The organism is Nocardiopsis coralliicola (assembly GCF_054779695.1).
The window spans coordinates 33,804-56,025 of record NZ_BAAGXT010000041.1 but is presented as its reverse complement, the minus strand read 5'-3'; the positions used below and the strand labels follow the sequence as shown (position 1 = coordinate 56,025).

The 22,222-nt window shown below is 74.4% G+C and carries 14 protein-coding genes; 10 read left to right on the top strand and 4 right to left on the bottom strand.

What is annotated here, in order from left to right:
- On the top strand, positions 1 to 1,623 hold a 1,623-nt coding region (locus tag ACYVGT_RS22330), incomplete at its 5' end, for an ABC transporter permease (RefSeq protein ID WP_460861795.1).
- A 71-nt stretch (positions 1,624 to 1,694) separates the two neighbouring features.
- On the opposite strand, the gene ACYVGT_RS22325 is transcribed toward ACYVGT_RS22330, so the two are convergent.
- Both ACYVGT_RS22325 and ACYVGT_RS22320 read right to left on the bottom strand, forming a co-directional pair.
- A complete protein-coding gene (locus ACYVGT_RS22325; protein WP_460861793.1) occupies positions 1,695 to 2,279 on the bottom strand; it encodes a GTP-binding protein in 585 nt (194 codons plus the stop codon).
- Between the two features lie 296 nt (positions 2,280 to 2,575).
- Entirely contained in the window at positions 2,576 to 4,045 is a 1,470-nt protein-coding gene (locus ACYVGT_RS22320; RefSeq protein ID WP_460861791.1) for a uracil-xanthine permease family protein, read from the bottom strand.
- 733 nt (positions 4,046 to 4,778) lie between these two features.
- Between ACYVGT_RS22320 and hisS the strand changes: the two genes are divergently transcribed.
- The 4 genes from hisS (at position 4,779) to ACYVGT_RS22300 (ending at position 13,034) form a co-directional block, all read left to right on the top strand.
- Positions 4,779 to 6,101 carry a histidine--tRNA ligase gene (gene hisS / locus ACYVGT_RS22315; protein WP_460861787.1) on the top strand — a complete coding sequence of 441 codons (1,323 nt, stop codon included), beginning with the start codon at positions 4,779 to 4,781 and terminating at the stop codon, positions 6,099 to 6,101.
- 203 nt (positions 6,102 to 6,304) lie between these two features.
- Positions 6,305 to 8,704 carry a LuxR C-terminal-related transcriptional regulator gene (locus ACYVGT_RS22310; protein ID WP_460861784.1) on the top strand — a complete coding sequence of 800 codons (2,400 nt, stop codon included), beginning with the start codon at positions 6,305 to 6,307 and terminating at the stop codon, positions 8,702 to 8,704.
- Between the two features lie 359 nt (positions 8,705 to 9,063).
- Complete coding sequence (locus tag ACYVGT_RS22305; RefSeq protein ID WP_460861781.1) at positions 9,064 to 11,700, top strand: LuxR C-terminal-related transcriptional regulator; 2,637 nt, start codon at positions 9,064 to 9,066, stop codon at positions 11,698 to 11,700.
- A 569-nt stretch (positions 11,701 to 12,269) separates the two neighbouring features.
- Positions 12,270 to 13,034, top strand: a complete 765-nt coding sequence (locus ACYVGT_RS22300; protein WP_460861778.1) for an AMP-binding protein — start codon at positions 12,270 to 12,272, stop codon at positions 13,032 to 13,034.
- Between the two features lie 232 nt (positions 13,035 to 13,266).
- Here the strand turns inward: ACYVGT_RS22300 and ACYVGT_RS22295 are convergent, their stop codons facing one another.
- Entirely contained in the window at positions 13,267 to 14,229 is a 963-nt protein-coding gene (locus ACYVGT_RS22295) for an alpha/beta hydrolase (RefSeq protein ID WP_460861775.1), read from the bottom strand.
- Between the two features lie 227 nt (positions 14,230 to 14,456).
- Entirely contained in the window at positions 14,457 to 14,957 is a 501-nt protein-coding gene (locus tag ACYVGT_RS22290) for an ATP-binding protein (RefSeq protein ID WP_460861773.1), read from the bottom strand.
- 338 nt (positions 14,958 to 15,295) lie between these two features.
- Here ACYVGT_RS22290 and ACYVGT_RS22285 point away from each other — a divergent pair, with 338 nt between their 5' ends.
- From ACYVGT_RS22285 to ACYVGT_RS22265, 5 genes are all read left to right on the top strand, one after another.
- Positions 15,296 to 16,303 (top strand): ATP-binding protein, encoded by a 1,008-nt coding sequence (locus tag ACYVGT_RS22285; RefSeq protein WP_460861771.1) that lies wholly within the window; start codon positions 15,296 to 15,298, stop codon positions 16,301 to 16,303.
- Between the two features lie 524 nt (positions 16,304 to 16,827).
- Positions 16,828 to 18,417 carry an ABC transporter substrate-binding protein gene (locus tag ACYVGT_RS22280; RefSeq protein ID WP_460861769.1) on the top strand — a complete coding sequence of 530 codons (1,590 nt, stop codon included), beginning with the start codon at positions 16,828 to 16,830 and terminating at the stop codon, positions 18,415 to 18,417.
- 106 nt (positions 18,418 to 18,523) lie between these two features.
- Positions 18,524 to 19,477, top strand: coding sequence for an ABC transporter permease (locus ACYVGT_RS22275; protein WP_460861766.1), 954 nt, complete (start codon positions 18,524 to 18,526; stop codon positions 19,475 to 19,477).
- Positions 19,474 to 20,376 (top strand): ABC transporter permease, encoded by a 903-nt coding sequence (locus tag ACYVGT_RS22270; RefSeq protein ID WP_460861763.1) that lies wholly within the window; start codon positions 19,474 to 19,476, stop codon positions 20,374 to 20,376. The genes ACYVGT_RS22275 and ACYVGT_RS22270 overlap by 4 nt, the downstream gene beginning before the upstream one ends.
- Positions 20,376 to 22,076, top strand: coding sequence for an ABC transporter ATP-binding protein (locus ACYVGT_RS22265; protein WP_460861759.1), 1,701 nt, complete (start codon positions 20,376 to 20,378; stop codon positions 22,074 to 22,076). The genes ACYVGT_RS22270 and ACYVGT_RS22265 overlap by 1 nt, the downstream gene beginning before the upstream one ends.
- The last annotated feature ends 146 nt before the right edge of the window (positions 22,077 to 22,222 follow it).

Sequence of the window (22,222 nt, the reverse complement as noted above, 5' to 3'; positions counted from 1 at the left end):
GGGCGGCCGCTGGTCGCGCTGCTGCCGGTCGAGCTGCGCGGCGACGGCGCCGCGCCGGAGCCCCCGGCGGTCCCGGCCGAGCCGGTCGCGCTGGTGCTCGCCTTCGGCACCGGCTGCGCGGTGGCGATGGCCGGCGTGTGGGGACCGGCCCGCCGCATCCGCCGGGTGCAGCCGGTGGAGGCGCTGCGGGACGCCTCCGTCGACACGCACGCGATGACCGCCGGCCGCTGGGTGCTCGGCGCCGGCGCGGCCGCGGCGACCGCGCTGTCCGGGTACGGGCTGGCGCGGGCGGAGGGCGACGGCATGGTCCCGCTGTCGGTGCTGACCGGGATGGGCGCGATCCTCACCGCGGCGTTCCTGGCGCCGGTGGTGATCCCGCCGCTGGCGCGGCTGCTCACCGCGCCGCTGTCCCGCCTGCCGGGCGCCGGTGCGGTGCCGCAGCTGGTGCGGGAGAGCATGACGGCGTCGGTGCGGCGCACGGCGTCGCTGTGCGCACCGGTGCTGCTGACCGTCGGCCTCACCGGGGTCCTGGCCGGCCCGGTGGCGGTGACCTCGGCGGCGTCCGCCGCGGCCACGCTGCCCTGGACCGCCGCCGACGCCACGGCGACCGCGTCCGGCGCCGCGGCGAGCGGCGACGGCCAGGGCGGCGGCGGTGTCCCGGAGCGGCTGCTCGCCGCACTCGCCCGGGGCGGCGCGGAAGTCGCTGAGCTGCGGGAGATCGACGTGGCGCCGGTCGGTGCGGAGCCGGATGCCGCCCCTGCACTCGACGGGACCGCCCTGGCGGTCGACCCGGCCGCGATCACCGCCGCCATCGACCCGCCGGCCTCCGATGGCGCCTTCGCCGACCTGGCCCCGGGCGGTGCGGCGCTCGCCGAGGGGGACGCCGCGGCGCTGGGTGCGGCGGCCGGGGACACCGTCGAGGTCCGGATCGGCGCGGGCGGGGACAGCGTGCGGCTGCGCGTCGACGCGGTGCTCGCCGCGGGCCCGTGGAACGGCTTCAGCTACATCGCCCCGCCGGACGGCATCGGCGGCGGTCCGGTCCGGTTCGCCTATCTGGGCGCGCCGAGTGGCGCCGATCCGGAGGAGGCGCGCGCCGCGTGGGCGGAGGCTTCCGGCGGGGCCCCGGTCCGGATCGACGCGGCGGGTGCCGTGGAGCCGGGGCGGGAGGGGAACGACCGGCTGGTGCGCCTCTTCGGAGCGGTGCTGCTCACCGCGGTGCTGCTGAGTTCGTGCACGGCGATCGCGGGGACGCTGGTGATGTCGGCCGTCGACCGGCGGCACGACCTGGCCGCGCTGCGCCGCGCGGGTGCGTCGCGCCGGCAGGTGCTGGGTGCGGTTGCGGGCGAGGCGCTGGGGGTGACCGCGGTCGGCGCGCTGCTGGGCACCGGGGTCACCGTGGCCGTGCTCGCCGTCCTGAGGTCGGCGCTGACCGCCTGGGCGCCTGCGGTACCGCTGGCGGTGCCGTGGGGGCTGCTGCTGGGCCTCACTGCGCTGTGCACGGTGATCGCGCTGCCCGCGGCGGTGCTGCCGGTCAACGCTGCACTGCGCGCGGCCGACCGCGACGCGGGCCTGAACCGGCGGATGCGCAACCGGGCGCCCGCCGACCGGGGGCGGTCGCGCTGACGGGGCGACCGCTGCCGCAGGACGCTCCGAGAGGCGCCCGCACCGTTGCGCCAGGACCGGGGCGGGCCGCCTCAGGTCACCAGCTGGCCGCCGCGCTGACGCGCCTCCACCGCCATCGCACGCTTCACCAACGCCACCAACGTATCCAGCACCGACTGACGATCCCGCGCATCGCAGTGCACAATCGGCACACCCGCATCGAGGTCCAGCGCATCACGCAGGTCGTTATCGGCGTACGGCGACCCCTCCGCGAAGTCGTTCACCGCGATGAGGAACGGGAGGCGGTACTGCTTCTCGAAGTAGTCGATCGCCTGGAAGGAGTCCTCCAGGCGGCGCACGTCGACCAGGACGACGGCGCCCAGGGCGCCGCGCACCAGGTCGTCCCACATGAACCAGAAGCGCTGCTGGCCGGGCGTTCCGAAGAGGTAGAGCACCAGGTCGGTGTCGAGCGAGATGCGGCCGAAGTCCATGGCCACGGTGGTGCTCTGCTTGTCCGGTGTCTGGGACAGGTCGTCGATGCCGACGCTGGCGGCCGTGACGGCGGCCTCGGTGCGCACCGGAGGGATCTCCGAGATCGCGCCGACGAACGTCGTCTTGCCGACTCCGAACCCGCCGGCGACGATGATCTTGGTGGAGAGCTTCGGTGACTCGTTCACTGCGTCCTCAGGGTCCTCACGGCTCCGGCTGCGGCGAATCGGGCGGCTGCCCCGGCAACGGCCCCCGATCCAGCGGGGCCGGCCGGGCCTCGTGCGAGGCGCCGGCGGGACGGAAGCGCCGAAAACCGGGATCGCCCGCCACAAAAGGGATACGGCCCGCGCAGTTTCGCGCGGGAGGCCGTCCCCGTGAACCTAGCACCGTCAGGTCGCGCTGTGTGACCGGTTGGGAAGGTTCGCCGGAATCGCGGCGCGGGGCGCGCTTTCCCGCGCCGCGGCCCCGCGGGCGCGCGGGCAGGTCAGCGGCGCCCCGTGCCCGATTCGGGACCTTCGTCCCCGTACGGACTCGAATCGGACTCGGTGCCCCCGGATGGGTCCGCGGCGCCTTCCGCGCCGCTTTCCGCCCCCTCCACGGCGTCCACTCCGGTTCCGAGGACGGTGCCGGCGCCCCCGCCCGGGGTAGCGGACGGGCCGGCGGGCTCCGGCCGCATCGACTCCGGTGCCAGCCAGTAGAGCGCGTGGTATCCGGCCAGCGTGATGATCGTGCCGAGGGCGATGCCCTCGACCACGAACGCCTCGGTGAACTCCAGCTGCACGCCGCCGATGCCCGCGATGAGGCCGCCGGCCAGCGGCACCAGCACGATCGGGTTGCCGAAGTCGACCCGGTTCTCCACCCAGATCTTGGCGCCGAGCAGGCCGATCATGCCGTAGAGCACGACCGTGATACCGCCGAGCACGCCCTCGGGGACGGCGGCGATCAGCGCGCCGAACTTGGGGCAGAGACCGAACAGCACGGCGACGACGGCCGCGCAGTAGTAGGCGGCGGTCGAGTAGACGCGGGTCGCGGCCATGACGCCGATGTTCTCCGCGTAGGTGGTGGTCGGGGCGCCGCCGACCGCGCTGGACAGGGCAGTCGCCACGCCGTCGGCGGCGATCGCGCGCCCCATGTAGGGGTCCAGGTCCTCGCCGGTCATCTCCTGCACGGCCTTGACGTGGCCGGCGTTCTCGGCGATCAGCGCGATCACCGCGGGCAGCGCGACCATGATCGCGGAGAGCTGGAACTCCGGCGCATGGAACTCCGGCAGGCCGACCCAGGCGGCGTCGGCGACGCCGGACAGGTCGACGCGCGGTTCCCCGGCCCGGGAGAAGGTGTCGGCGATCAGCGAGGCGGCGAAGCCGAAGACGAGGCCGAGCAGGATCGTGATGCGGCCGAGGAAGCCGCGCAGCAGCACCGTCGCCAGCATCACGAAGGCCATGGTGGCCAGGCCGATCCACTGGTCGAAGGGCCAGTAGCTGTCCGCCACGACCGGCGCGAGATTGAATCCGATCAGCATGACCACGGCGCCGGTGACCGCCGGCGGGAAGGCGGCGAGCACCGCCTTGGGGCCGAGCAGGTGGATGGCGAAGCCGGACAGCGCCAGGACGACGCCGGCCACGCAGACGGCGCCGGTGATGACGGCGGGGCCGCCGCCGCCCGCGGCGATCAGCGTCGCCGCGCCGACGAAGGAAGCGCTGGATCCCAGGTAGCTGGGGATCCGGTTGTTCACGACGAGCAGGAAGAGGATGGTGGCCAGGCCCGACATCATGATCGCCAGGTTGGGGTCGAGCCCCATCATGACCGGGAACACGAACGTGGCGCCGAACATGGCGACCACGTGCTGGGCGCCGAGGCCGATGGTCCGGCCCCAGGAGAGCCGCTCTCCCGGCGCTACGACCTGGCCGGGCGGCGGGGCGCTGCCGTCCCCGTAGAGCTTCCAGCCCACCCTCACCGCTGCCTCCGCCGTGTCGTCGCCGCCATGGCCACTCCCGCTCCCGCCCGCTGCCGCCGAACGCCTGCCAGCTATGCCGTTTAACGCCTGTTTTATGCATCTTTGCAGACCCCGCCGGGCAGCGCACCGCCGTGCGCGGCGCCCTGGCCTGCGGCCCGCGGCGCAGGCCGCACCGCGGGGCACGCTCCTACCACTCCCCTGCACCGCGGGGGCAGTGTGCTGCGAGGACTTTATGACATTGTGAGCGGCCCATTTCGGCCGCCGGGATCGGTGTCCGCGGCCGGTGCCGAGGTCTACCGTGGTGGGCAGAGGCCGCCGACGCGGAGCCCGGCGATCGCAGAACTGGCACAGCGGTAGCGCAGAGGGCATCCGGCCGGACCGGTCCTCACCGTCGCACAGACGGACGGCCCACGCGGCCGACACCTTCTGCGCCCGGTGGCCCCACCGGCCCACATACCGTCCATGTGGGCCGGTGGCGGCGCTGTACCGGCGCCGCCGCCCAACCGTCCAGCCGGTTGGCGGCACCGCGCAGCATCCGCGCGCGCAGGCCGCCCCGAGCGGACCGGCGGGCGCGCATCCGCACCTCCCGCGGCGCCGCCCCGCGGCACCGCGGCCGCACCATTAGCCGCGCGGCCCTGCAGCGCCGCGCCCCGCTCCCGACCGCGCGGTCCCCTACCAGGGCCTACCATGGAGCGCAGTTCCACCAGCCGGTCCAAAGGAGACCCGTCTACCGATGTCCGATCAGCGCATCGTCCGTCCGACCCCCATCAGCGGCTTCCCCGAGTGGCTGCCGGAGATCAGGGCCGAGGAGCAGCGCTGGCAGGACCATATCCGGGCCGGCTTCGAGCGGTACGGGTTCGCCTCGGTCGAGACGCCGTCGGTGGAGAACCTCGACGTGCTGATGGCCAAGGGCGAGACCTCCAAGGAGGTCTACACCCTGCACCGGGTGCACGACGGCGGCGACGACTCCGAGGCGCGGCTCGGCCTGCACTTCGACCTCACCGTGCCGTTCGCGCGCTACGTCGCCCAGCACTTCAACGACCTGGCGTTCCCGTTCAAGCGCTACCAGATCCAGCGCGTGTGGCGCGGTGAGCGCCCGCAGGAGGGCCGGTACCGCGAGTTCACCCAGTGCGACATCGACGTGATCAACGTCGACAGCGTCCCGCTGCACTTCGACGCCGAGCTGCCGCGGATCGCGCACGAGGTGCTGAGCGGCCTGAACCTGCCGCCGTGGACGCTCAACATCAACAACCGCAAGGTCCTGCAGGGCGTCTATGAAGGACTCGGCGCCCCGGATCCGATGGCGGTCATCCGCGCCGTCGACAAGCTGCACAAGATCGGCGGCGGCGCGGTGCGCGCGCTGCTGACCGAGGAGGCCGGGCTCACCGTCGCCCAGGCCGACACCTGCCTGGAACTCGCCCAGATCCGCGGCGCCGACCGCTCCGTGGTGGAGTCGGTGCGCAAGCTCGGGGTCTCCTCGGAGCTGCTCGACACCGGCCTGGACGAGCTGGGCTTCGTGCTGGACTCGCTGGCCGACCTGCCGGAGGGCAGCGCGGTGGCCGACCTGTCGATCGCCCGCGGCCTGGACTACTACACCGGCACCGTCTACGAGGCGGCGTTCGACGACGACCCCGGCTACGGCAGCATCGTCGCCGGGGGCCGCTACGACGACCTCGCCGGCCAGTTCATCCGGCGCCGGCTGCCGGGCGTGGGCATCTCGATCGGGCTCACCCGGATCTTCGCCAAGCTCGTCGCCGAGGGCCGGCTGTCCGGCGGGCGCGCGACACCGACCCAGGTCCTCGTCGTCGTGCCGTCCGACGAGCGCCGCGCAGACGCGCTGCGCACCGGGGCCGCGCTGCGCCGGCGCGGGGTCAACACCGAGGTGTTCCACAGCGCCGCCAAGGTGGGCAAGCAGGTGCAGTACGCGTCGAAGAAGGGGATCCCGTTCGTGTGGTTCCCGCCGTTCGGCGAGGACCGCGGCCACGAGGTCAAGGACATGGCGACCGGCGAGCAGGCCCCGGCCGACCCCGCGGCCTGGCTGCCGGCCGACAACTGACCCTGGTCCGGAACGGCTGCGGCCCCGCCGCCCGGTCCGGGCGGCGGGGGCGCGGCCGTTCCGGACCACCCGCCTCCATCCCGGCACCACAGCCGGATTCGGCCATTCCCGGAATCGCACGGACCCCCCGTGGGACACTGTCCGCGTCACGGCTCCCCGCCTCTGCCGAGGCAGGGCCCACCTGCCGTCCAGTGAACGAGGCCATGTCCGATCCTCGCAACAACCTGCCTGCCAGCGATGGGCTGATCGGCCGCGAGCGCGACGTCGAGGAGCTCGCCGCGCTCGTGGCGGACACCCGGATGGTCACCCTCACCGGCGCCGGCGGCATCGGGAAGTCGCGGCTGGCGCTGAGCGCCGCAGCGCGGCTGGCCGGCGGGTTCGCCGACGGCGCCTGCTTCGTCGACATGAGCCGCATCGAGTCCCCCGAGGACGCTCCCTCCCTGATCGCGCACGTCCTGGGGCTGCCGGACACCGGTTCCGCCGACTCGCTCGCCTTCTCGCTGCGCCCGCTCCACCTGCTGCTCCTGCTGGACACCTGCGAGCGCCTCTCCCCCGAGCTCGGCGCCCTGTGCACGGAGCTGGTGCGCGCCTGCCCGCGGCTGCACATCCTCGCCACCGGTACCGAACCGGTGCGCGCCCAGCCGGAGACCGTGTGGCGCGTCCCGCCGCTCACCCTGGCGCCCGCGCCGGCTCCCGGCGCGGCCCCCTGCGCCCCCGAGAAGGCGCTGGAGTACGGGGCGGTCCAGCTGTTCGTGGAGCGCGCCCGCGCGGCCCGGCCGGGGTTTGCGCTCACCGCGGAGAACACCCCGGCGGTGCTGGATGTCTGCCGACGCCTGGACGGCCTGCCGCTCGCGGTGGAGCTGGCCGCCGCCCGCATCCGGGTGCTCAGCGCCGAGCAGGTGCGCGAACGGCTGGAGAACCGGTTCCGGCTGCTCTCGGCGGCCGGCGGCGGCAGCGCCGCGCCGAACCGGCAGCAGAGCATGCGCGCGGTGCTGGAGTGGAGCCACGACCTGCTCTCTCCGGGCGAGCAGGCGCTGTTCCGGCGGCTGGCGGTGTTCTGCTCCTGGGTCTATGACCTGCTCGGCCCGGTCTGCGGGTTCGGCGCACTGCCGGCCGGAAAGGTCGGCGAAGCGCACGCGGCGCTGCTCGACAAGTCCCTCATCACCGAGGAGTACGGCGCCGCGCCCGGAACGATGTACCGGATGACCGAGACGGTGCGGCTCTTCTCCGAGGAGAAGCTCGCGGTCTCCGCCGACGAGACCGAGGTGTGGAGCCGCGCGCTGGGCACCGCCGCGGAGTGGATGGAGGGCATGGGCGCCGCGATGAACGCGGCCACACCGTGGCCGGAGCGGGTCGGCATCGTGCGGCTGCTCGACTCCTGCCTGGAGAACACGCTCAAGGCGCTCGACCACGCGGGGCCGCTCGGGCTGGCAGAGCCGGGGCTGCGCATCTGCGTCGCGCTGCGCTTCCACTGGTTCCTGCGCGACCTGCAGCCGCAGGGCCGCTCCCGGCTGGAGAAGCTGATGGGCAGCGTCGGCCCGGGCCCGCTGCGCACCCTGGCCGCCTCGGTGCGCGCCGAGATGATGCTGGACCAGTTCGGTCCGGACCGCGCCGAACAGGCAGCCGAGGAAGCGCTGCGCGCGGGCCGGACCGGGTCCGGCGGCGCGGCGGCGGCCACCGCCGAGGCCGTCGCGCGCACCGCGCTGACCGCGGCCGCTGCCCGGCGGGGGGATGCCGGGGCGGCCCGGTCCCGGGGGCCCGCGGCGCTGGCGGCGGCGGAGGCGGCCGGCGACCTGTTCGGGCAGGCGGCGCTGCTCCTGCAGCTTGCCGACGCGGCCTTGGCCAGCGGCGACGCACCGGGCGGACGGGGCCTCCTGGAGCGGGCGCTGGCCCTCGGGCGCACGGTGGACGACCGCTGGACCGTAGGCCGGGCCCAGGCCGCCCTCGGTGAGCTGGACCTCGCCGCGGGCGCGCTGGAGGCGGCCAGCGAGCGGCTCGCCGAGGCGCTGCAGCCCGCGGCCGAACTGGACCTCACCGCCGACATCGCGCGGTGCACGGCCGCGCTCGGCCGCCTCGACCTGGCCCGCGGCGACCTCTCCGGCGCGCGCCGCCGGCTGTCGGAGTGCCTGCGGCTGAGCCTGCCCAGCGGCCGACCGGCCGCGGTCGCCCGGGCCCTGGAGGGGCTCGCCGACCTGGCGGCCGCCGAGGAGCAGCCGGAGCGGGCGGCCTCGCTCGCCGGGGCTGCCGACGCGCTGCACCCGTCGGCGCGGGCAGCGGAGCTGCGCCGCCGGGCCGGCGGGCACCTCGCCGACGACGTCGCAGAGAAGTGCTGGCTCGCCTGGCGCGAGCTGCCGCTCGAAGCGGTCATGGAGCGGGCTCTGAGCTTCCCGCCGCGGCGCGCGCACCCGTCGCTGCTCACTCCGCGGGAGCGGGAGATCTCCGCGCTCGTCGCCCAGGGCCTGTCGAACCGCGCGATCGCCGAGCGGCTCGTCATCAGCCAGGCGACCGCGGCGCGGCACATCGCCAACATCTTCCGCAAGCTCCTGTTCACCTCGCGCACGCAGCTCGCCGAGTGGGCGCACCGGAACGACCTCGACCGCTGACCCCGCCCGCGGCCCGCGCGTTCCGCCCCGTATGGGCCCGTGGCGCCGTCCTGCACTGATCCGTTCGGGGCCGCCCCGGCCTGTACCGTCTCGCACCGCCGCGCCGTCGCCCTGCGTGCACCGATTGCTGCGTATCGCTTGCACCGGCCCGATCCACCTACTAAGAACGGAGCACGGCCCCCCTGCACCGGCCGCCGCCCCGCTCCCCCCGTGGAAGCACCCCGGGCGGAACCTCCGGAGCGGCCAGCCCGCAGACCGACCGCGCGGACCCGCGCGGCCGCCGCACCCGATCCCCACGCAACGCCCTTACCCTCAGGCAAGGTGAGAGCGGCCCCCGACCGCCTGCTCGCGTGATGGCCATGGCACCTCGATCCGCGCCGGCTCGGCACAACCTCCCCCGGCAGGCCGACGCCTTCGTCGGCCGGGAACGCGACCTCAGCGACCTCTTCCGCCTACTCGCCGCCGATCGCGCCGTCACCCTGTGCGGGGTGGACGGCATCGGCAAGACGCGCCTTGCCCTGCGCGTGGCCGCGCAGGCCACCGGGTCGTTCCCGGACGGGGTCTGGCTGGCTGAGCTGGGCGGAGTCGCTCCGGACGGCGCCGGATTCGCGATCGCCGCACGGGTCGCGGCGGCCGTCGGGGTGACCGAGGAGCGGTGGCGCCCGCTCGACCGGACCCTGCTGGACGCGCTCAGCGCCCGGCGCGCACTCATCGTCCTGGACGACTGCACCGCGGTGCGCGCGGAGGCGGCGGCGTTCGGCGCGGCGCTGCTCGCCTCCTGTCCGCAGGTGTCGCTGCTGATCACCTCGGCGGTGCCGGTGGGGCTGTCCGGAGAGGCCATCTGGCGCGTCCCGCCGCTGGCCGTGCCCGGCGAGGGCGCGGGGCCGGAGGAGACCGCCGCCTCCGAGGCGGTGCGGCTGCTGCTGGAGCGGTGCGGCCGGAGCGCACCGGAGGAGGGGGCGCCAGAGCGGCTCGCCGCGGCGGCCCGCATCTGCCGGGCGCTGGACGGCATCCCCCTCGCGATCGAACTGGCCGCGCCCTGGCTGCGGGACGGGCCGCCGGCCGCGGCCGCGCGCCTCGCCGAGCAGTGCACCGGCGGGGCGCCCGCCCAGGGGCCGGCACCGCGGGCGCAGGTGCTGCGCACCGTGCTCGAAGAGGTCCACGGACAGCTCTCCGGACCGGAGCGGGTGCTGCTGCGGCGACTGTCGGTCTTTGCCGACTGGACGCTGGAGGCGGCCGAGCAGGTGTGCGCGGACGCCCCGGCCGGAGCCGCGCCGTCCCCCGCGCTGCCGGCCGGCGGGCCGCGCGGATCGGCGGTGCGCGGCGAGCGGATCGCCGAGGAGGAGGTGCTCGACCTCGTCTCGGCACTGTCCGAGCGGTCGCTGACCGCCTTCACCCGCGAGTTCCAGGGCCGCGCACGCTACCGGCTGCCCGCGCCGGTGCGGGCGTTCGCCGCCGAGCTCAGCGCCGCCTCCGGCGAGGAGGAGGCCGTGCGCGCGCGGCACCGGGAGCACGTCCTCTCCATCGCCGGCCAGATCGGCACGTCCGCCGTTGCCGGGCGGCTGATGCCCTGGGCGGAGCGGTCGTCGCACTGGGAGTCGGCGGAGGCGGAGTACGACGACATCCGCGCCGCGCTGCAGTGGTCGGCGGACCGGTGCGACGTCGAGGAGGGACTGCGGCTCTGTGCCGGGCTGCGCCCCTTCTGGGGCACCGGCTACCACTTCACCGAGGGGATGGGCTGGTGCGAGCGGTTCCTCGCACTGCCCGGCGGCACTGCCGGCGCCCGGGCCCGCGCGCACGCCGGAACGGCCGAACTGGCCTGGGCCCGGGGCGACCAGGATGTCGCGCGCCGGCACGCCGAGCGGGCCCTGCCGCCCGCCGAGGAGGCCGGCGACACCGCCACCGCCCATGCCGCGCGGAACATGCTGGCGCTGGTCGCGCTGCGCGCCGCCGACACCGAGCAGGCCGACCGCATCCTGGACACGCTGATCCCCGCTGCCCGCCGCACCGGGGACCTGTGGAACGAGGCGATCGCGCTGTGCACCCAGGCCACCGCAGCGGCCCGCCGGGGCGAGGCGGGCAACGCCGAAGGACTGTTCAACGCGTCGCTGATGATCCTGCGCGGGATGGACCACCGGTGGGGCGTCGGCGTGGCGCTGATCGCCCAGGCCACCGCGGCCGAGGCGGACGGCGACCTCGTCACGGCCGACCGGTGCTACCGGGAGTCGCTGGACATCCAGCGCGAGTCCGGCTCTGCTCCGGAGCTGGCCCGCTGCCTGTACGGGGTGGGCCGCGTCGCGCAGGCGTTCGGCGCCACCGACCAGGCCTACGACTACCTCGCCGAAGGACTGCTGCTCAGCCAGAACACCGGCCAGCTGACCGGTGTGGCGGTGGGGCTCAGCTCGATCGCGCGCGCTGCGGCTCCGGCCGGCGAGGTGCGCTCGGCCGCTCTGCTGTGGGGTGCCGCCGCCGGGCTGCGGGCCCGCGCCGAGCCGCACCGCCCGCACCGTCCGAAGGCGCCGCGGGGCGACGCCTTCGGTGTGGACGCGGCGACTCTGGCCGCCTGGCTGCGCGAGGGCGGCAAACTCACCGCGGGCGACGCGGTCGAGCTGGCGCTCCAGGTGACCGAAAGCGGCCGCCCGCGGGCGCGCAGCGCTCCGCCCGCCCTCCCCTCGCCGGACTCCCCCGGCGCGCTGCGCACGGCTGCGGGCACCGACCCGCTGGCGCCGGCGCGGCCGCGCCGGAAGCGCAGGGTGCGGCCGGCCCCGATCCCGGAGCAGGCCGCCCTCACTCCGCGCGAGGAGGAGATCGCCTTCCTCGTCGCGGAGGGGCTCGGCAACCGCGCGGTCGCCGATCGGCTCTCCATCGCCACCGCCACCGCCGCCCGGCACATCGCCAACATCAACCGGAAGCTCGGCGTCACCTCCCGGCTCCAGATCACCGAATGGGTCCGGCGCCGCGGCGGCGCCGGCACCGCGACCGCTCACCCCGACTAGCGGCCGGCCGGCACGGCGCACACGCCGCCGGGGGCGGCGGGAGCGCGGCGCCGAGTGCACCGGAGCCACCTGCGCCGACGGCCGCTCAGCGCCACCGGGAATCCTCAGAATGCCCCCGCCGGGCGAAAAATACATATGCAGCTGCACACGTGTATGCATGTGCAAACGGCTGCGATCGCGCTAGTGTCAGGGACATCGGGACGCGCCCCGCCCCGCCCCGCCCCGCCGGTCCGGCGGAGGAGGAGGGCGTCCCCGCGCCTCCGGAGGTGCGCGTCTCCGGGGGTTCAGCGGATCGGGGACGGGTGCACACCCGGCACGTCCGCACCGCTCGGCCCGGTTCTCGGGGGGAGGCGGGGCGGCAGCGGGCATTCCCGGCGGATCCGCTGGGGAACCGGCCGTGCCCGGAGCGCGTCGAGGGGAGGCGCTCCGGGGCGGCGGCCAGGGCACTGCCGGACTCGCCACGCGGAGGGGGCGTGGCGAGTCCGGGAGGCGCCGATCGAGCACCGCCGGCACGGCCCGCCAGGGACCGCAGTACGCGCGGCGCCCGGATGCCGGATCGAGGGAGACAGATGACTCCGCAGCAGCGCGGCGCCGATCTCGCGGACCCCGCGGCGTTTCCCGGCGGACTGCTGGACCGGCTGCGCGCGGCCGGGGGCGCTCCGGCCGTCCACACGGCCGGCGGCGGGCGGATCTCCGGCATCGCGTTCGCGGCCACCGCCGAACACGCCGCCGCGGGCCTGCGCCGACGCGGCGCGCGGAGCGGAGACACGGCGGCGGTGCTGTGCAGGCCCGGCGCCGACCGGCTCCTCGCCTCGCTCAGCGTGCTGGCGGCGGGCGGCACGGCGCTGCCGCTGCACACCGCGGCCGCACCGGCCGACTACGCCGCGCTGCTGTGCGCCTACGACACCCGCGTCCTGATCACCGACGCCGCCGGGGCCCGCACGGCCCTGGCCCTGGCGGAGCGGTCCCGGGTGCGGCAGGTACTGGCGTTCAGCGGCGCGCCCGGCACCACGCCGTTCGACGACCTGCTCCTGCCCGGGGCGCCGGATCCGGCCGCCCCCGCGCCGCCGGGCGCCCTGCTCTCGGTCGCCGCGGACGGCTCGCTGGCGACCCGGTCCGGTGCACAGCTCGCTCAGCGGTGCGCCGAGTTCGGCCGCCGCCTGGCTCCCGGCCCGGCCGACCTGGTGGCCGTCGACCCGCGCCTGCCGGACGCCGACGCCCTCGCTCTCACCGCTGCCGCCCTGGGCGCCGGCGCCTCCGTCGCCGTCCCCGGCGCCGACCAGGGCAGCGCCACGGTCCAGGGAGCCCCGCCCACCCGCTCGGCCGCCGGCTGACTGCCGCCCGAGCGGGCTGCCCCGCCGGTCGCACGCTCTCCCGATGCTCTGCCGAACCCCGCTGCGCCGCCCGGATGCCGTTCGGACATCCGCGGCGGGACGGACGGAACGGCGCCATGCCGCCGTGAACCCGCGCGGAGCGGCCGTGGAACTGCGGACCCGGGCAGGCAGAGGTCCATCGGCGGGCCTGCGCGCCGCGCGGTGTCCCGTCCGGCGCCGCGGCAGGGCCGGGTCAGAGGTGGCGGGCGAAGGCGGTGAACGCGTCCTCGGCCGCGCCGCGGGCGGCGGGGACGGCGTGCATGCAGCGGAGGAAGCCGTGCATGAGGCCCGGCCCGGGGAACAGGCCGACGGGGATTCCGGCGGTGTCCAGCGCCGCGGCGAGCGCCTCGCCCTCGGGCCGGAGCGGGTCGTACTCGGCGGTCAGCACCACCGTCGGCGGCAGCCCGGGGAAGCCGCCGGCCGCGGCGGCGAGCAGGTGCGCGGCGAACGGCTCGGGCGGCGGCCCGCCGAAGAACGCGGTGCGGTAGAAGTCCAGTTCCGCCGCGCTCAGACCGAGGTCCGCGGGCGGGTCCTGGGCGCCGGAGCCGGAACCGGTACCGCCGAAACCGGTGGCCGGGTAGACGAGGAGAAGGGCTTCGGGCGGCGCAGCCCCGAGCGGCGGGACGGTACCGGGAGCGCCCAGCGCCTCGCTGAGCGCTAGGAAGGCACCGGCGCTGTCGCCCGCCAGAGCCACCCGCCCTGGCGCGGCTCCGAGCTCCTCGGCGGCGCTGAGCAGCCACCCGCGGGCCGCGCGGACGTCGTCCACAGCGGCCGGGTAGCGGTGTTCGGGAGCCAGCCGGTAGTCGACGGAGGCGACGACGGCGCCGGTGCGCTCGGCAAGGAGCCGGACGGCGTTGTCGTGGGTGTCGCGGCCGCCCACCACGAAGCCGCCGCCGTGCAGGTAGAGGACCGCGCTGCGGTCCGCAGCGCGGGCGGCGCCCGCCGGGGTCCCGGGGGTGTAGACGCGCACCGGCACGTCCGGTGCGCCGGGCGGGCCGGGGATCTGGAGGTCGCGGACGGCTGCGCCGGCGATGCGCGGCGCGGCGAGCGCCTCCGCGCGCTCCCGGGCGCGCTCGGCGGGAAGGTCGAGGGAGCCGTCGAAGACGCCACTGGGGAGGGTCTGCAGGTACCGCTCCAGTACGGGGTCGACAGCCATCGGTGGGGCCCTTCTCTCAGCAAGCCTCGCGACGCGGTTGCGGTCACCGCGGCCGCAGCGGTGCGGCTGCGGCCGGGCAGCGCCCGCTGCGGGCGCACTCCGACGCTACCGCCAGGCGTTCCGCCCGCCCCGGCCGGGCCCGGGCTGCGCACCAGGCCCCGCCGCCGGGATCCCCGGTGCCGCCGGACGGCGGCCGTCCGGTTCCGGATGGTTCGGAGGGCTCCGGTTCAGCGGACGGGCACGTCGATCTCGAACCAGGCGACGTGGGTGGTGTCGGTGACGTACTCGCCGCTGCGCGAGGTGCAGCTCTCGATGATGAGCTTGCCCCGGCCGTAGTCGCCGTCGGCCTCGCGCAGGGATCCGTCGGTGCTGTGCGCGTCGGCGTGCTTCTCGCCCTGGTCGGCGACTGCGACGCGGGCCGCCCCCGGGTCGGTCCGGATGAACAGCGTCATCACACCGCCCACCTGGCCGGAGCGGGAGTGCAGCAGCGCGTTGGTGGCGAGCTCGCTCGCCGCGAGCTCGGCGTCGTCGACCGCGCCGCCCGGCCCGTAGGCGCGCTCCAGCACGTCGCGCACGCGGGCCCGGATGGACCGCACCGCGGTCAGGTTCCCGACGCAGCTCCACACCGTGTGGTCGGTGGCGCCCGCCGCGAGCGCCTCTCCGCCGGGCCGGTCGGCCGCAAAGGGGTCAGTGGCCGCGTGGTCCCGAAGGCGCTGCGATTCGGTCATCCCCGTGTCACTCCCATCACCGGCCGACGGCACCCGCTGGCCTCACCTTAGACAACGGCGCACCGTGTCCAGGACAGCACACCTCACCCCGCAGGGCGCCGGATCCCTCACAAAACGCACGCCCGTGTCCCTTCGGATTACGACAAAGGACTCCGCCCCGCGGCCGGCGCCCGGCACACCAGCGCCGTCCGCGCCGCCGGCGGCCCGCCCGACCTGCACGATCACGCGCCGGGCGCGAGCGGTCGGCAAAACTTCCGCACTCCTCAGCCGAACGCCTGACAGAGCCCGGCAGTGCAAACGATAATCGTTGTCATCACTGACACCGAAGGGAACCGGTCATGAAGATCGCATTCGCGGGCAAGGGCGGCAGCGGGAAGACCACCCTCTCCGCACTGTTCACCCGCTACCTCGCCGAGGCGGGGCGCCGCGCGGTGGCCATCGACGCCGACATCAACCAGAACCTCGGCCAGGCGCTCGGGGTGCCGGAGCGCGACCTGGACGGGCTGCGGCCGCTGGGCGGCGGGCTCACCGAGATCAAGGAGCTGCTGCGCGGCGCCAACCCGCGGATCCCGGCGGCCGCGGACATGATCAAGACGACACCGCCCGGCCGCGGGTCGCGCCTGCTCGACCTGGAACCGGACAACCCGGTGCACCAGGCGTTCTCGGTGCCGGTCCCGGCCGCGCCGGGCGCCCGGCTGATGGCGACCGGCCCGTTCGCCGAGAGCGACCTCGGCGTCGCCTGCTACCACTCCAAGGTCGGCGCAGCCGAGCTGTACCTGAACCACCTGGTGGAGGGGGCGGACGAGTACGCCGTCGTCGACATGACGGCCGGCGCGGACTCCTTCGCCTCCGGCCTGTTCACCCGTTTCGACGTGACGTTCCTGGTCGCGGAGCCGACGCTGCGCGGCGTCGGCGTCTACCGGCAGTACGCCGAGCACGCCGCGGAGCACGGGGTGCGGATCGCGGTGATCGGCAACAAGGTGGAGGACGAGGCCGACGAGGAGTTCCTGCGCGCGCACACCGGCGGCGCGCTCGCCGCCTGCTTCGGCCGCTCCCGCTGGGTCCGGGCGATGGAGAAGGGCGGCCACCCGCCGCTGAGCGAGCTGGAGGACGCCAACCTGGCCGCGCTGGCCTGGATGCACGCCGCGGCCGAGTCGGCCGAGCAGGACTGGGAGCGGTTCACCCGGCTCGGCGTCGAGTTCCACCTGCGCAACGCCGATGCGTGGGCGCAGCGCGGAACAGCCGCCGACCTGCGCGCCCAGGTCGATCCGGACTTCACCGCGGGGCCGCAGGCGCTGGCCGAGTCGCGCGCCCTGCTGGACGGCCCGGTACCCGCGCCCGCCTGACCGGACCGGCGGCCCCGCCGCGCACACAGCCGCTCACCGCCCGCCAGGGCGGGCGCGCGGCGGGGCCGCGCCACTGATCCGCGACCCAATCCGGACCAGCAATACCGACAAAAGAGACATAACGGACAAAAGTAAAGCCAAACCTCAAGGTTCGACGTCCCGGTGACATCGATTCGATCACGACCCGCGGCCCCGGAATGACAGCAGACACGCCGTAGGCCACTCTTCCGCCATCCGGATCGGTACGCAGACACCACAACTTGCGATAATCGCATAATCCCAGGTTGGCGCCGCAATTGTTACCCAAGGTAGCGGAGTGAAACAGGGTGCCCGGCTCGTCCGCGCGCACGTACTGCATCCGCTTCGACACGGTTTGACGTGGTCCATCGGGGTGATGACTATCGGTTGGGTCGGCGCGGATCAGGGTCCGCCCGACGGGGTGCCCTGCCCCGCCCCGGTCCCTCCCCGCACCCGGACCGGCCCCGGGCACCCGTGACCCGAACCGAGCCTGAACGAGGTGTCCCGTGTCGTCCCAGCCGTACGAAACCGAGTCCGGCCATCATCAGCCCGCCTCCCCCGACTCGGCGCCGAGCCGACGCACCGTCCTGATGGCGGGCGCCGCCGGCGCCGTCGTCGTTCCGGTACTCGCCGGCTGCGGCGGCGGTGGAGGCTCCAGCGAGGGCGGCGGCCGGCTCCGCGTCGGTGTCGCCGGCGGCTCCTCCAACGACACCCTCGACGCCCACCAGCCGGTGGACAACCCCGACATCGCACGGGTGCACAACCTGCACGCGGGCCTGTGCGGGTTCGCCCCCGACTTCTCCATCACGATGGCGCTGGCCGAGTCGGTCGAGCCGAACGAGGACGCCGACGTCTGGACGGTGACGCTCAAGGACGGCCTGACCTTCCACGACGGCAGCGCCATCGACGCCGACGCGGTCATCGCCAGCTTCGAGCGGATCACCGACCCGGACAAGCCGGGTGTCAGCGGCGAGCAGCTGTCCACGCTCAAGCGCGACGACATGAAGAAGGTCGACGACCGCACCGTCGAGATCCCCTTCGACGGCCCGCTGGTCACCTTCCAGGAGCTGTGCGCCGAGTACGCCACCGGCATCGTCCCGCCGGACTTCGACCCGGAGAACCCGGTCGGCGCCGGCCCGTTCCAGTTCTCCGAGTTCACCAAGGGCGAGCGCAGCGTCTTCACCGCGTTCGACGGCTTCTGGGACGGCCGCCCCACGATGGACGAGCTGGAGATCATCAACTTCGACGACGACAGCGCCCGCGTCAACGCGCTGATCTCCGGCGAGGTCGAGGTCATCGCGCAGGTGCCGCACAGCCAGATCGAGGTCATCGAGAGCAACGAGGCCACCGCCATCCTCGAATCCGAGTCGGGCATGTGGCTGCCGTTCACGATGCGCGTCGACAAGGAGCCGTTCGACGACGCCAAGGTCCGCGAGGCGTTCCGGCTGATCGTCGACCGCGAGCAGATGGTCGAGCAGGCGCTCAGCGGCTACGGCCTCATCGGCAACGACGTCTACGGCCGCTTCGACCCGTTCTACAACGAGGAGCTGCCGCAGCGCGAGCAGGACATCGACAAGGCGCGCGAGCTGCTCAAGGAGGCCGGCTACGAGGACGACCTCGAGGTCGAGCTGGTCACCGGCCCGATCAGCGCCGGCGCCGAATCGGCCGCCCAGGTCTTCCAGGAGCAGGCCAAGGAAGCCGGCGTGACCGTGAAGCTGAAGAAGGTCACCAGCGAGGAGTTCTACGGCGACAACTACCTCGAGTGGACGTTCGCCCAGGACTTCTGGGCCGGCCGCCACTACCTGTCCCAGGCCGCGCAGGGCACCTACCCGGGCGCCCCGTTCAACGAGACGCACTGGGACGACGAGGAGTGGATCGAGACCGCCGACAAGGCCCGCGGCACCGTCGACGACGACGAGCGCAAGAAGCTGGTCCAGAAGGCCATGGAGATCGAGTACGAGCGCGGCGGCTACATCGTGTGGGGCTTCCCCAGCCTCATCGACGGCATGTCCTCCCGCGTCAAGGGCATTGAGCCCACCGTGACCGGCCACCCGCTGGGCGGCTACAACTTCAACGCGGTGACCCTGGAGGGCTGACCGGGGCCGGGCGCTCCCGCACCCCCAGTACCACCGGGGCCGGCAACGGTGCCGCCGCCGCATCCCCCGTTCACCTGAATACTGTCCTCCCGTTGAAGGTCGTTACATGACTCGCATGATCCTGTATCGCCTGGGCTACGGCGTGCTGACCCTTTTCGTGGTCTCGCTCGTCGTGTTCGCGGCGACGCAGGCGCTTCCCGGCGACCCGGCCCAGGCCATCCTGGGCCGGGACTCCGCCGATACGGCGCGCCTGGAAGCGCTGCGTGAACAGCTCAACCTCGACCAGCCGCTCGCCGTCCAGTACGGAACCTGGCTGCTGTCTGCGCTGACCTGGGACTTCGGTATGTCGCTGAGCGGCGGGATGCCGGTGTCGGAACTGCTCGCCCCGCGCATCCAGGCGAGCCTCACCCTGATGCTGATCACCGCTGTGATCGCCGCCCCGATCGCGATGGCGATCGGCGCGTTCGCGGCGGTGCGCCGGGACCGCGGCTTCGACCACGGCTCCTCCATGGTCACCCTGGTCGTGGCCGCGCTCCCGGAGTTCGCGGTCGGCATCATCCTGATCCTGCTGCTGTCCACCGGCGGGCTGAAGCTGTTCCCCGCCGTCTACGCGGGCAGCTCAGAAGCCGTCCTCGACCGGCCCGAACAGCTCGTCCTCCCGGTGCTCACGCTGGCGATCGCGGTCAGTCCGCCGATCATCCGGATGATGCGCGCCTCGATGATCGAGGTCTTGGAGAGCGAGTACGTCCAGCAGGCCCGGTTGAAGGGCCTCAGCGAGCGCACCGTGCTGCTGCGGCACGCCGCACCCAACGCGATCGGCCCGGTGGCGCAGGTGATCGCGGTCCAGCTCGGCTGGCTCGCCGGCGGCGTCGTCGCCATCGAGTTCCTGTTCAACTTCCCCGGCATCGGCAAGGCGCTGATGGAGGCCATCGAGGCCCGCAACATGCCGGTCATCCAAGCGGTGACACTGCTGATCGCCGCCGTGTACGTGGTGGTCAACCTGCTCGCCGACATCGTGGGCCTGGCTGCCAACCCGAAGGTGAGGGTGTCGTCGCGATGACCACCGCCAACGCTGCTGCCGCCCCCGGGGCCTCCGCTCCGGACGCCGCGCCGGCCCGCCGCCGCGGACTGTTCCGCACCGCCTGGGGCTACCACCGCACCAAGCTCGGGATCCTGCTGGCCGGCCTGGTCGTGGCGATCGCCGTGATCGGCCCGTTCATCAGCCCGTTCGGCCCGACCCAGTCCGCGGGCGGCGTCCCCAACAGCACCGACGTCGCCGGCACCCTGTTCGGCACCGACGGAGTCGGCCGCGACGTGTTCAGCCGCTTCCTGCACGGCGGCTACACGCTGGTCACGATCGCGGTCGCCGCGGCGCTCCTCGGCGTCGCGGGGGGCGCACTGGTCGGCATCGTCGCCGGCTACCTGCGCAACTGGGTCGACGAGCTGATCATGCGCACCAACGACATGCTGCTGGCGTTCCCGCAGCTCGTCCTGGCGCTGCTGCTGCTGTCGATCCTGGGTCCGCAGGTCTGGCTGATCGTCGCGATCATCGCCATCTCGCACGCCAACCGGGTCGCCCGGGTGGCGCGCGAGGCGACACTGAAGGTCGTCGAGCAGGACTTCGTCAAGTCCGCCGAGGCCATCGGGGTGCCCCGGTGGCGGATCATGGCCGCCGAGATCCTGCCGAACATCTCCAGCCCGCTGCTGGTGGAGCTCGGCCTGCGGATCACCTACTCGGTCGGTCTCATCGCCACCCTGAGCTTCCTCGGCATGGGCCTGCAGCCGCCGACCGCGGACTGGGGCCTGATGATCAACGAGGGCCGGGTGGCCGTGACCGTCCAGCCGTGGGCGGTGATCCTGCCGGTGTCCGCCGTGGCCGTGCTGACCATCGGCGCCAACCTGATCACCGACGGGCTCTCCCGTGCGTCCATCGGCATCGACCGAGGGGTGGAGAAGTGATGAGCCGCAACGGCAGTACATCCGAGAGCGCCGGCGCCCGCGAGGACGCCGGCGGGGAGCTGGCGCTGAGCGTCGCGGGGCTGACCGTCATCGGCCGCCCTTCCGACGTGGACATCATCTCCGGCATCGAGCTGACCGTCGCCCGCGGCCGCATCTGCGGCCTCGTCGGGGAGTCCGGCTCCGGGAAGACCACGCTGGGCCTGTCCCTGCTGGCGCACACCAAGCGCTCCACCGAGGTCACCGCGGGCGAGATCACCGTCTCCGGCACCTCGCTGACCGGGCTCAGCGAGCGGCGGGTGCGGCGGCTGCGCGGCCGCGCGGTCGCCTACATCCCGCAGTCGCCGGCCTCGGCGCTCAATCCGGCGCTGCGGCTGCGCACCCAGCTCGCCGAAGCGCTGCACGAGTGGGACGAGGAGGCCGACGGCCCGGCCGCAGAGCGGGTGCGCGCGGTGCTGCGCGAAGTCGCGCTGCCCGACGACGACGCGTTCCTGGCCCGCTACCCGCACCAGCTCTCCGGCGGGCAGCAGCAGCGCGTCGCCATCGCGATGGCCTTCGCCGGCCGCCCCGACGCGATCGTCATGGACGAGCCGACCACCGGCCTCGACGTGACGACGCAGGCGCACGTGCTCGACACCATCCGGCGGATGACCCGCGAGTACGGCACGGCCGGTGTCTACATCAGCCACGACATGGCGGTCGTCGCCGACCTGGCCGACGACATCGCGGTGATGTACCAGGGCGAGGTGGTGGAGCGCGGCGCCGCTGCCCGCGTCCTCGCCGACCCGGAGCACCCCTACACGCGGCGGCTGCTGCGCGCGGTGCCGCTGCTCAAGACCGAGGGCCACCCCGAGCAGGAGGAGCCGGCCGAGCCGCCGCTGCTGAAGATCTCCGGCCTGCAGGCCGGGTACGGCTCGAACACGGTGCTGCGCGGCATCGACGCCGAGATCCACACCGGCGAATGCGTGGCGCTGCTCGGCGAGTCCGGCTCGGGCAAGACCACCCTGTCCCGCTCGGTGGCCGGGCTGCACACGCAGTTCACCGGCGGCCTGGAGTTCGACGGCGACGCGCTCGCGCCGAGCAGCTACCGGCGCACGCCGGAGCAGCGCCGCCGGGTGCAGTACATCTTCCAGAACCCCTACGAGGCGCTCAACCCGCGCAAGCGGGTCCGCGACCTCATCCTGGGCCCCTACACGCACCTGGCGGGCAAGCCGGAGAACCCGGACGCCGTGGTCGGCGAGGCGCTGGAGCGGGCGGCGCTGCCGGCGTCCTACGGGTCGCGCTTCCCCGAGCAGCTGAGCGGCGGCGAGCGGCAGCGGGTGAGCATCGCCCGCGCCATCGCCACTGGGCCCGACCTGCTGATCTGCGACGAGATCACGTCCGCGCTGGACGTCAGCGTGCAGGCGGAGATTGTGCAGCTGCTGCGCGCGCTGCAGGACGACGGGATGGCGCTGCTGTTCGTCACCCACAACATCGCCCTGGTCTCCAACATCGCGCAGAAGGTGGCGATCCTGAACAAGGGCGAGATCGTGGAGTACGGGCCGGTGGGCCGCGTGATGTCGAGCCCCGAGCACGACTACACGCGGGCGCTGATCGCCGACACCCCTGACTTCGAGTTGTCGTTCTCGGAGTCCCCGCTGCACCGCACCATCCAGGACGGAACCCCGGCCGAGCCCGCCCGGACCAAGCGCGCCGACGGCTGACCCGCGGCGGGCGGCGGGCGGTGCCGGGCAGCACCGGAACGCTCGCGCAGCGCGGCCCGGCCCCGGAGACGGCGTCCGGGGGCCGGGCCGCGCTGCTGTGCCCAGCCGCCGGCGGCCGCCGCCCCAGGGCGGGTTTGGTGAGCAGC

Excerpts from the sequence above, each read along its gene's own strand:
- ACYVGT_RS22265 (WP_460861759.1), top strand. The coding sequence starts at position 20,376 with ATGAGCCGCAACGGCAGTACATCCGAGAGCGCCGGCGCCCGCGAGGAC.
- ACYVGT_RS22290 (WP_460861773.1), bottom strand. The coding sequence starts at position 14,957 with ATGACCGAATCGCAGCGCCTTCGGGACCACGCGGCCACTGACCCCTTT.
- ACYVGT_RS22305 (WP_460861781.1), top strand. The coding sequence starts at position 9,064 with ATGGCACCTCGATCCGCGCCGGCTCGGCACAACCTCCCCCGGCAGGCC.
- ACYVGT_RS22275 (WP_460861766.1), top strand. The coding sequence starts at position 18,524 with ATGACTCGCATGATCCTGTATCGCCTGGGCTACGGCGTGCTGACCCTT.
- ACYVGT_RS22310 (WP_460861784.1), top strand. The coding sequence starts at position 6,305 with ATGTCCGATCCTCGCAACAACCTGCCTGCCAGCGATGGGCTGATCGGC.
- hisS (WP_460861787.1), top strand. The coding sequence starts at position 4,779 with ATGTCCGATCAGCGCATCGTCCGTCCGACCCCCATCAGCGGCTTCCCC.
- ACYVGT_RS22270 (WP_460861763.1), top strand. The coding sequence starts at position 19,474 with ATGACCACCGCCAACGCTGCTGCCGCCCCCGGGGCCTCCGCTCCGGAC.
- ACYVGT_RS22295 (WP_460861775.1), bottom strand. The coding sequence starts at position 14,229 with ATGGCTGTCGACCCCGTACTGGAGCGGTACCTGCAGACCCTCCCCAGT.
- ACYVGT_RS22285 (WP_460861771.1), top strand. The coding sequence starts at position 15,296 with ATGAAGATCGCATTCGCGGGCAAGGGCGGCAGCGGGAAGACCACCCTC.
- ACYVGT_RS22300 (WP_460861778.1), top strand. The coding sequence starts at position 12,270 with ATGACTCCGCAGCAGCGCGGCGCCGATCTCGCGGACCCCGCGGCGTTT.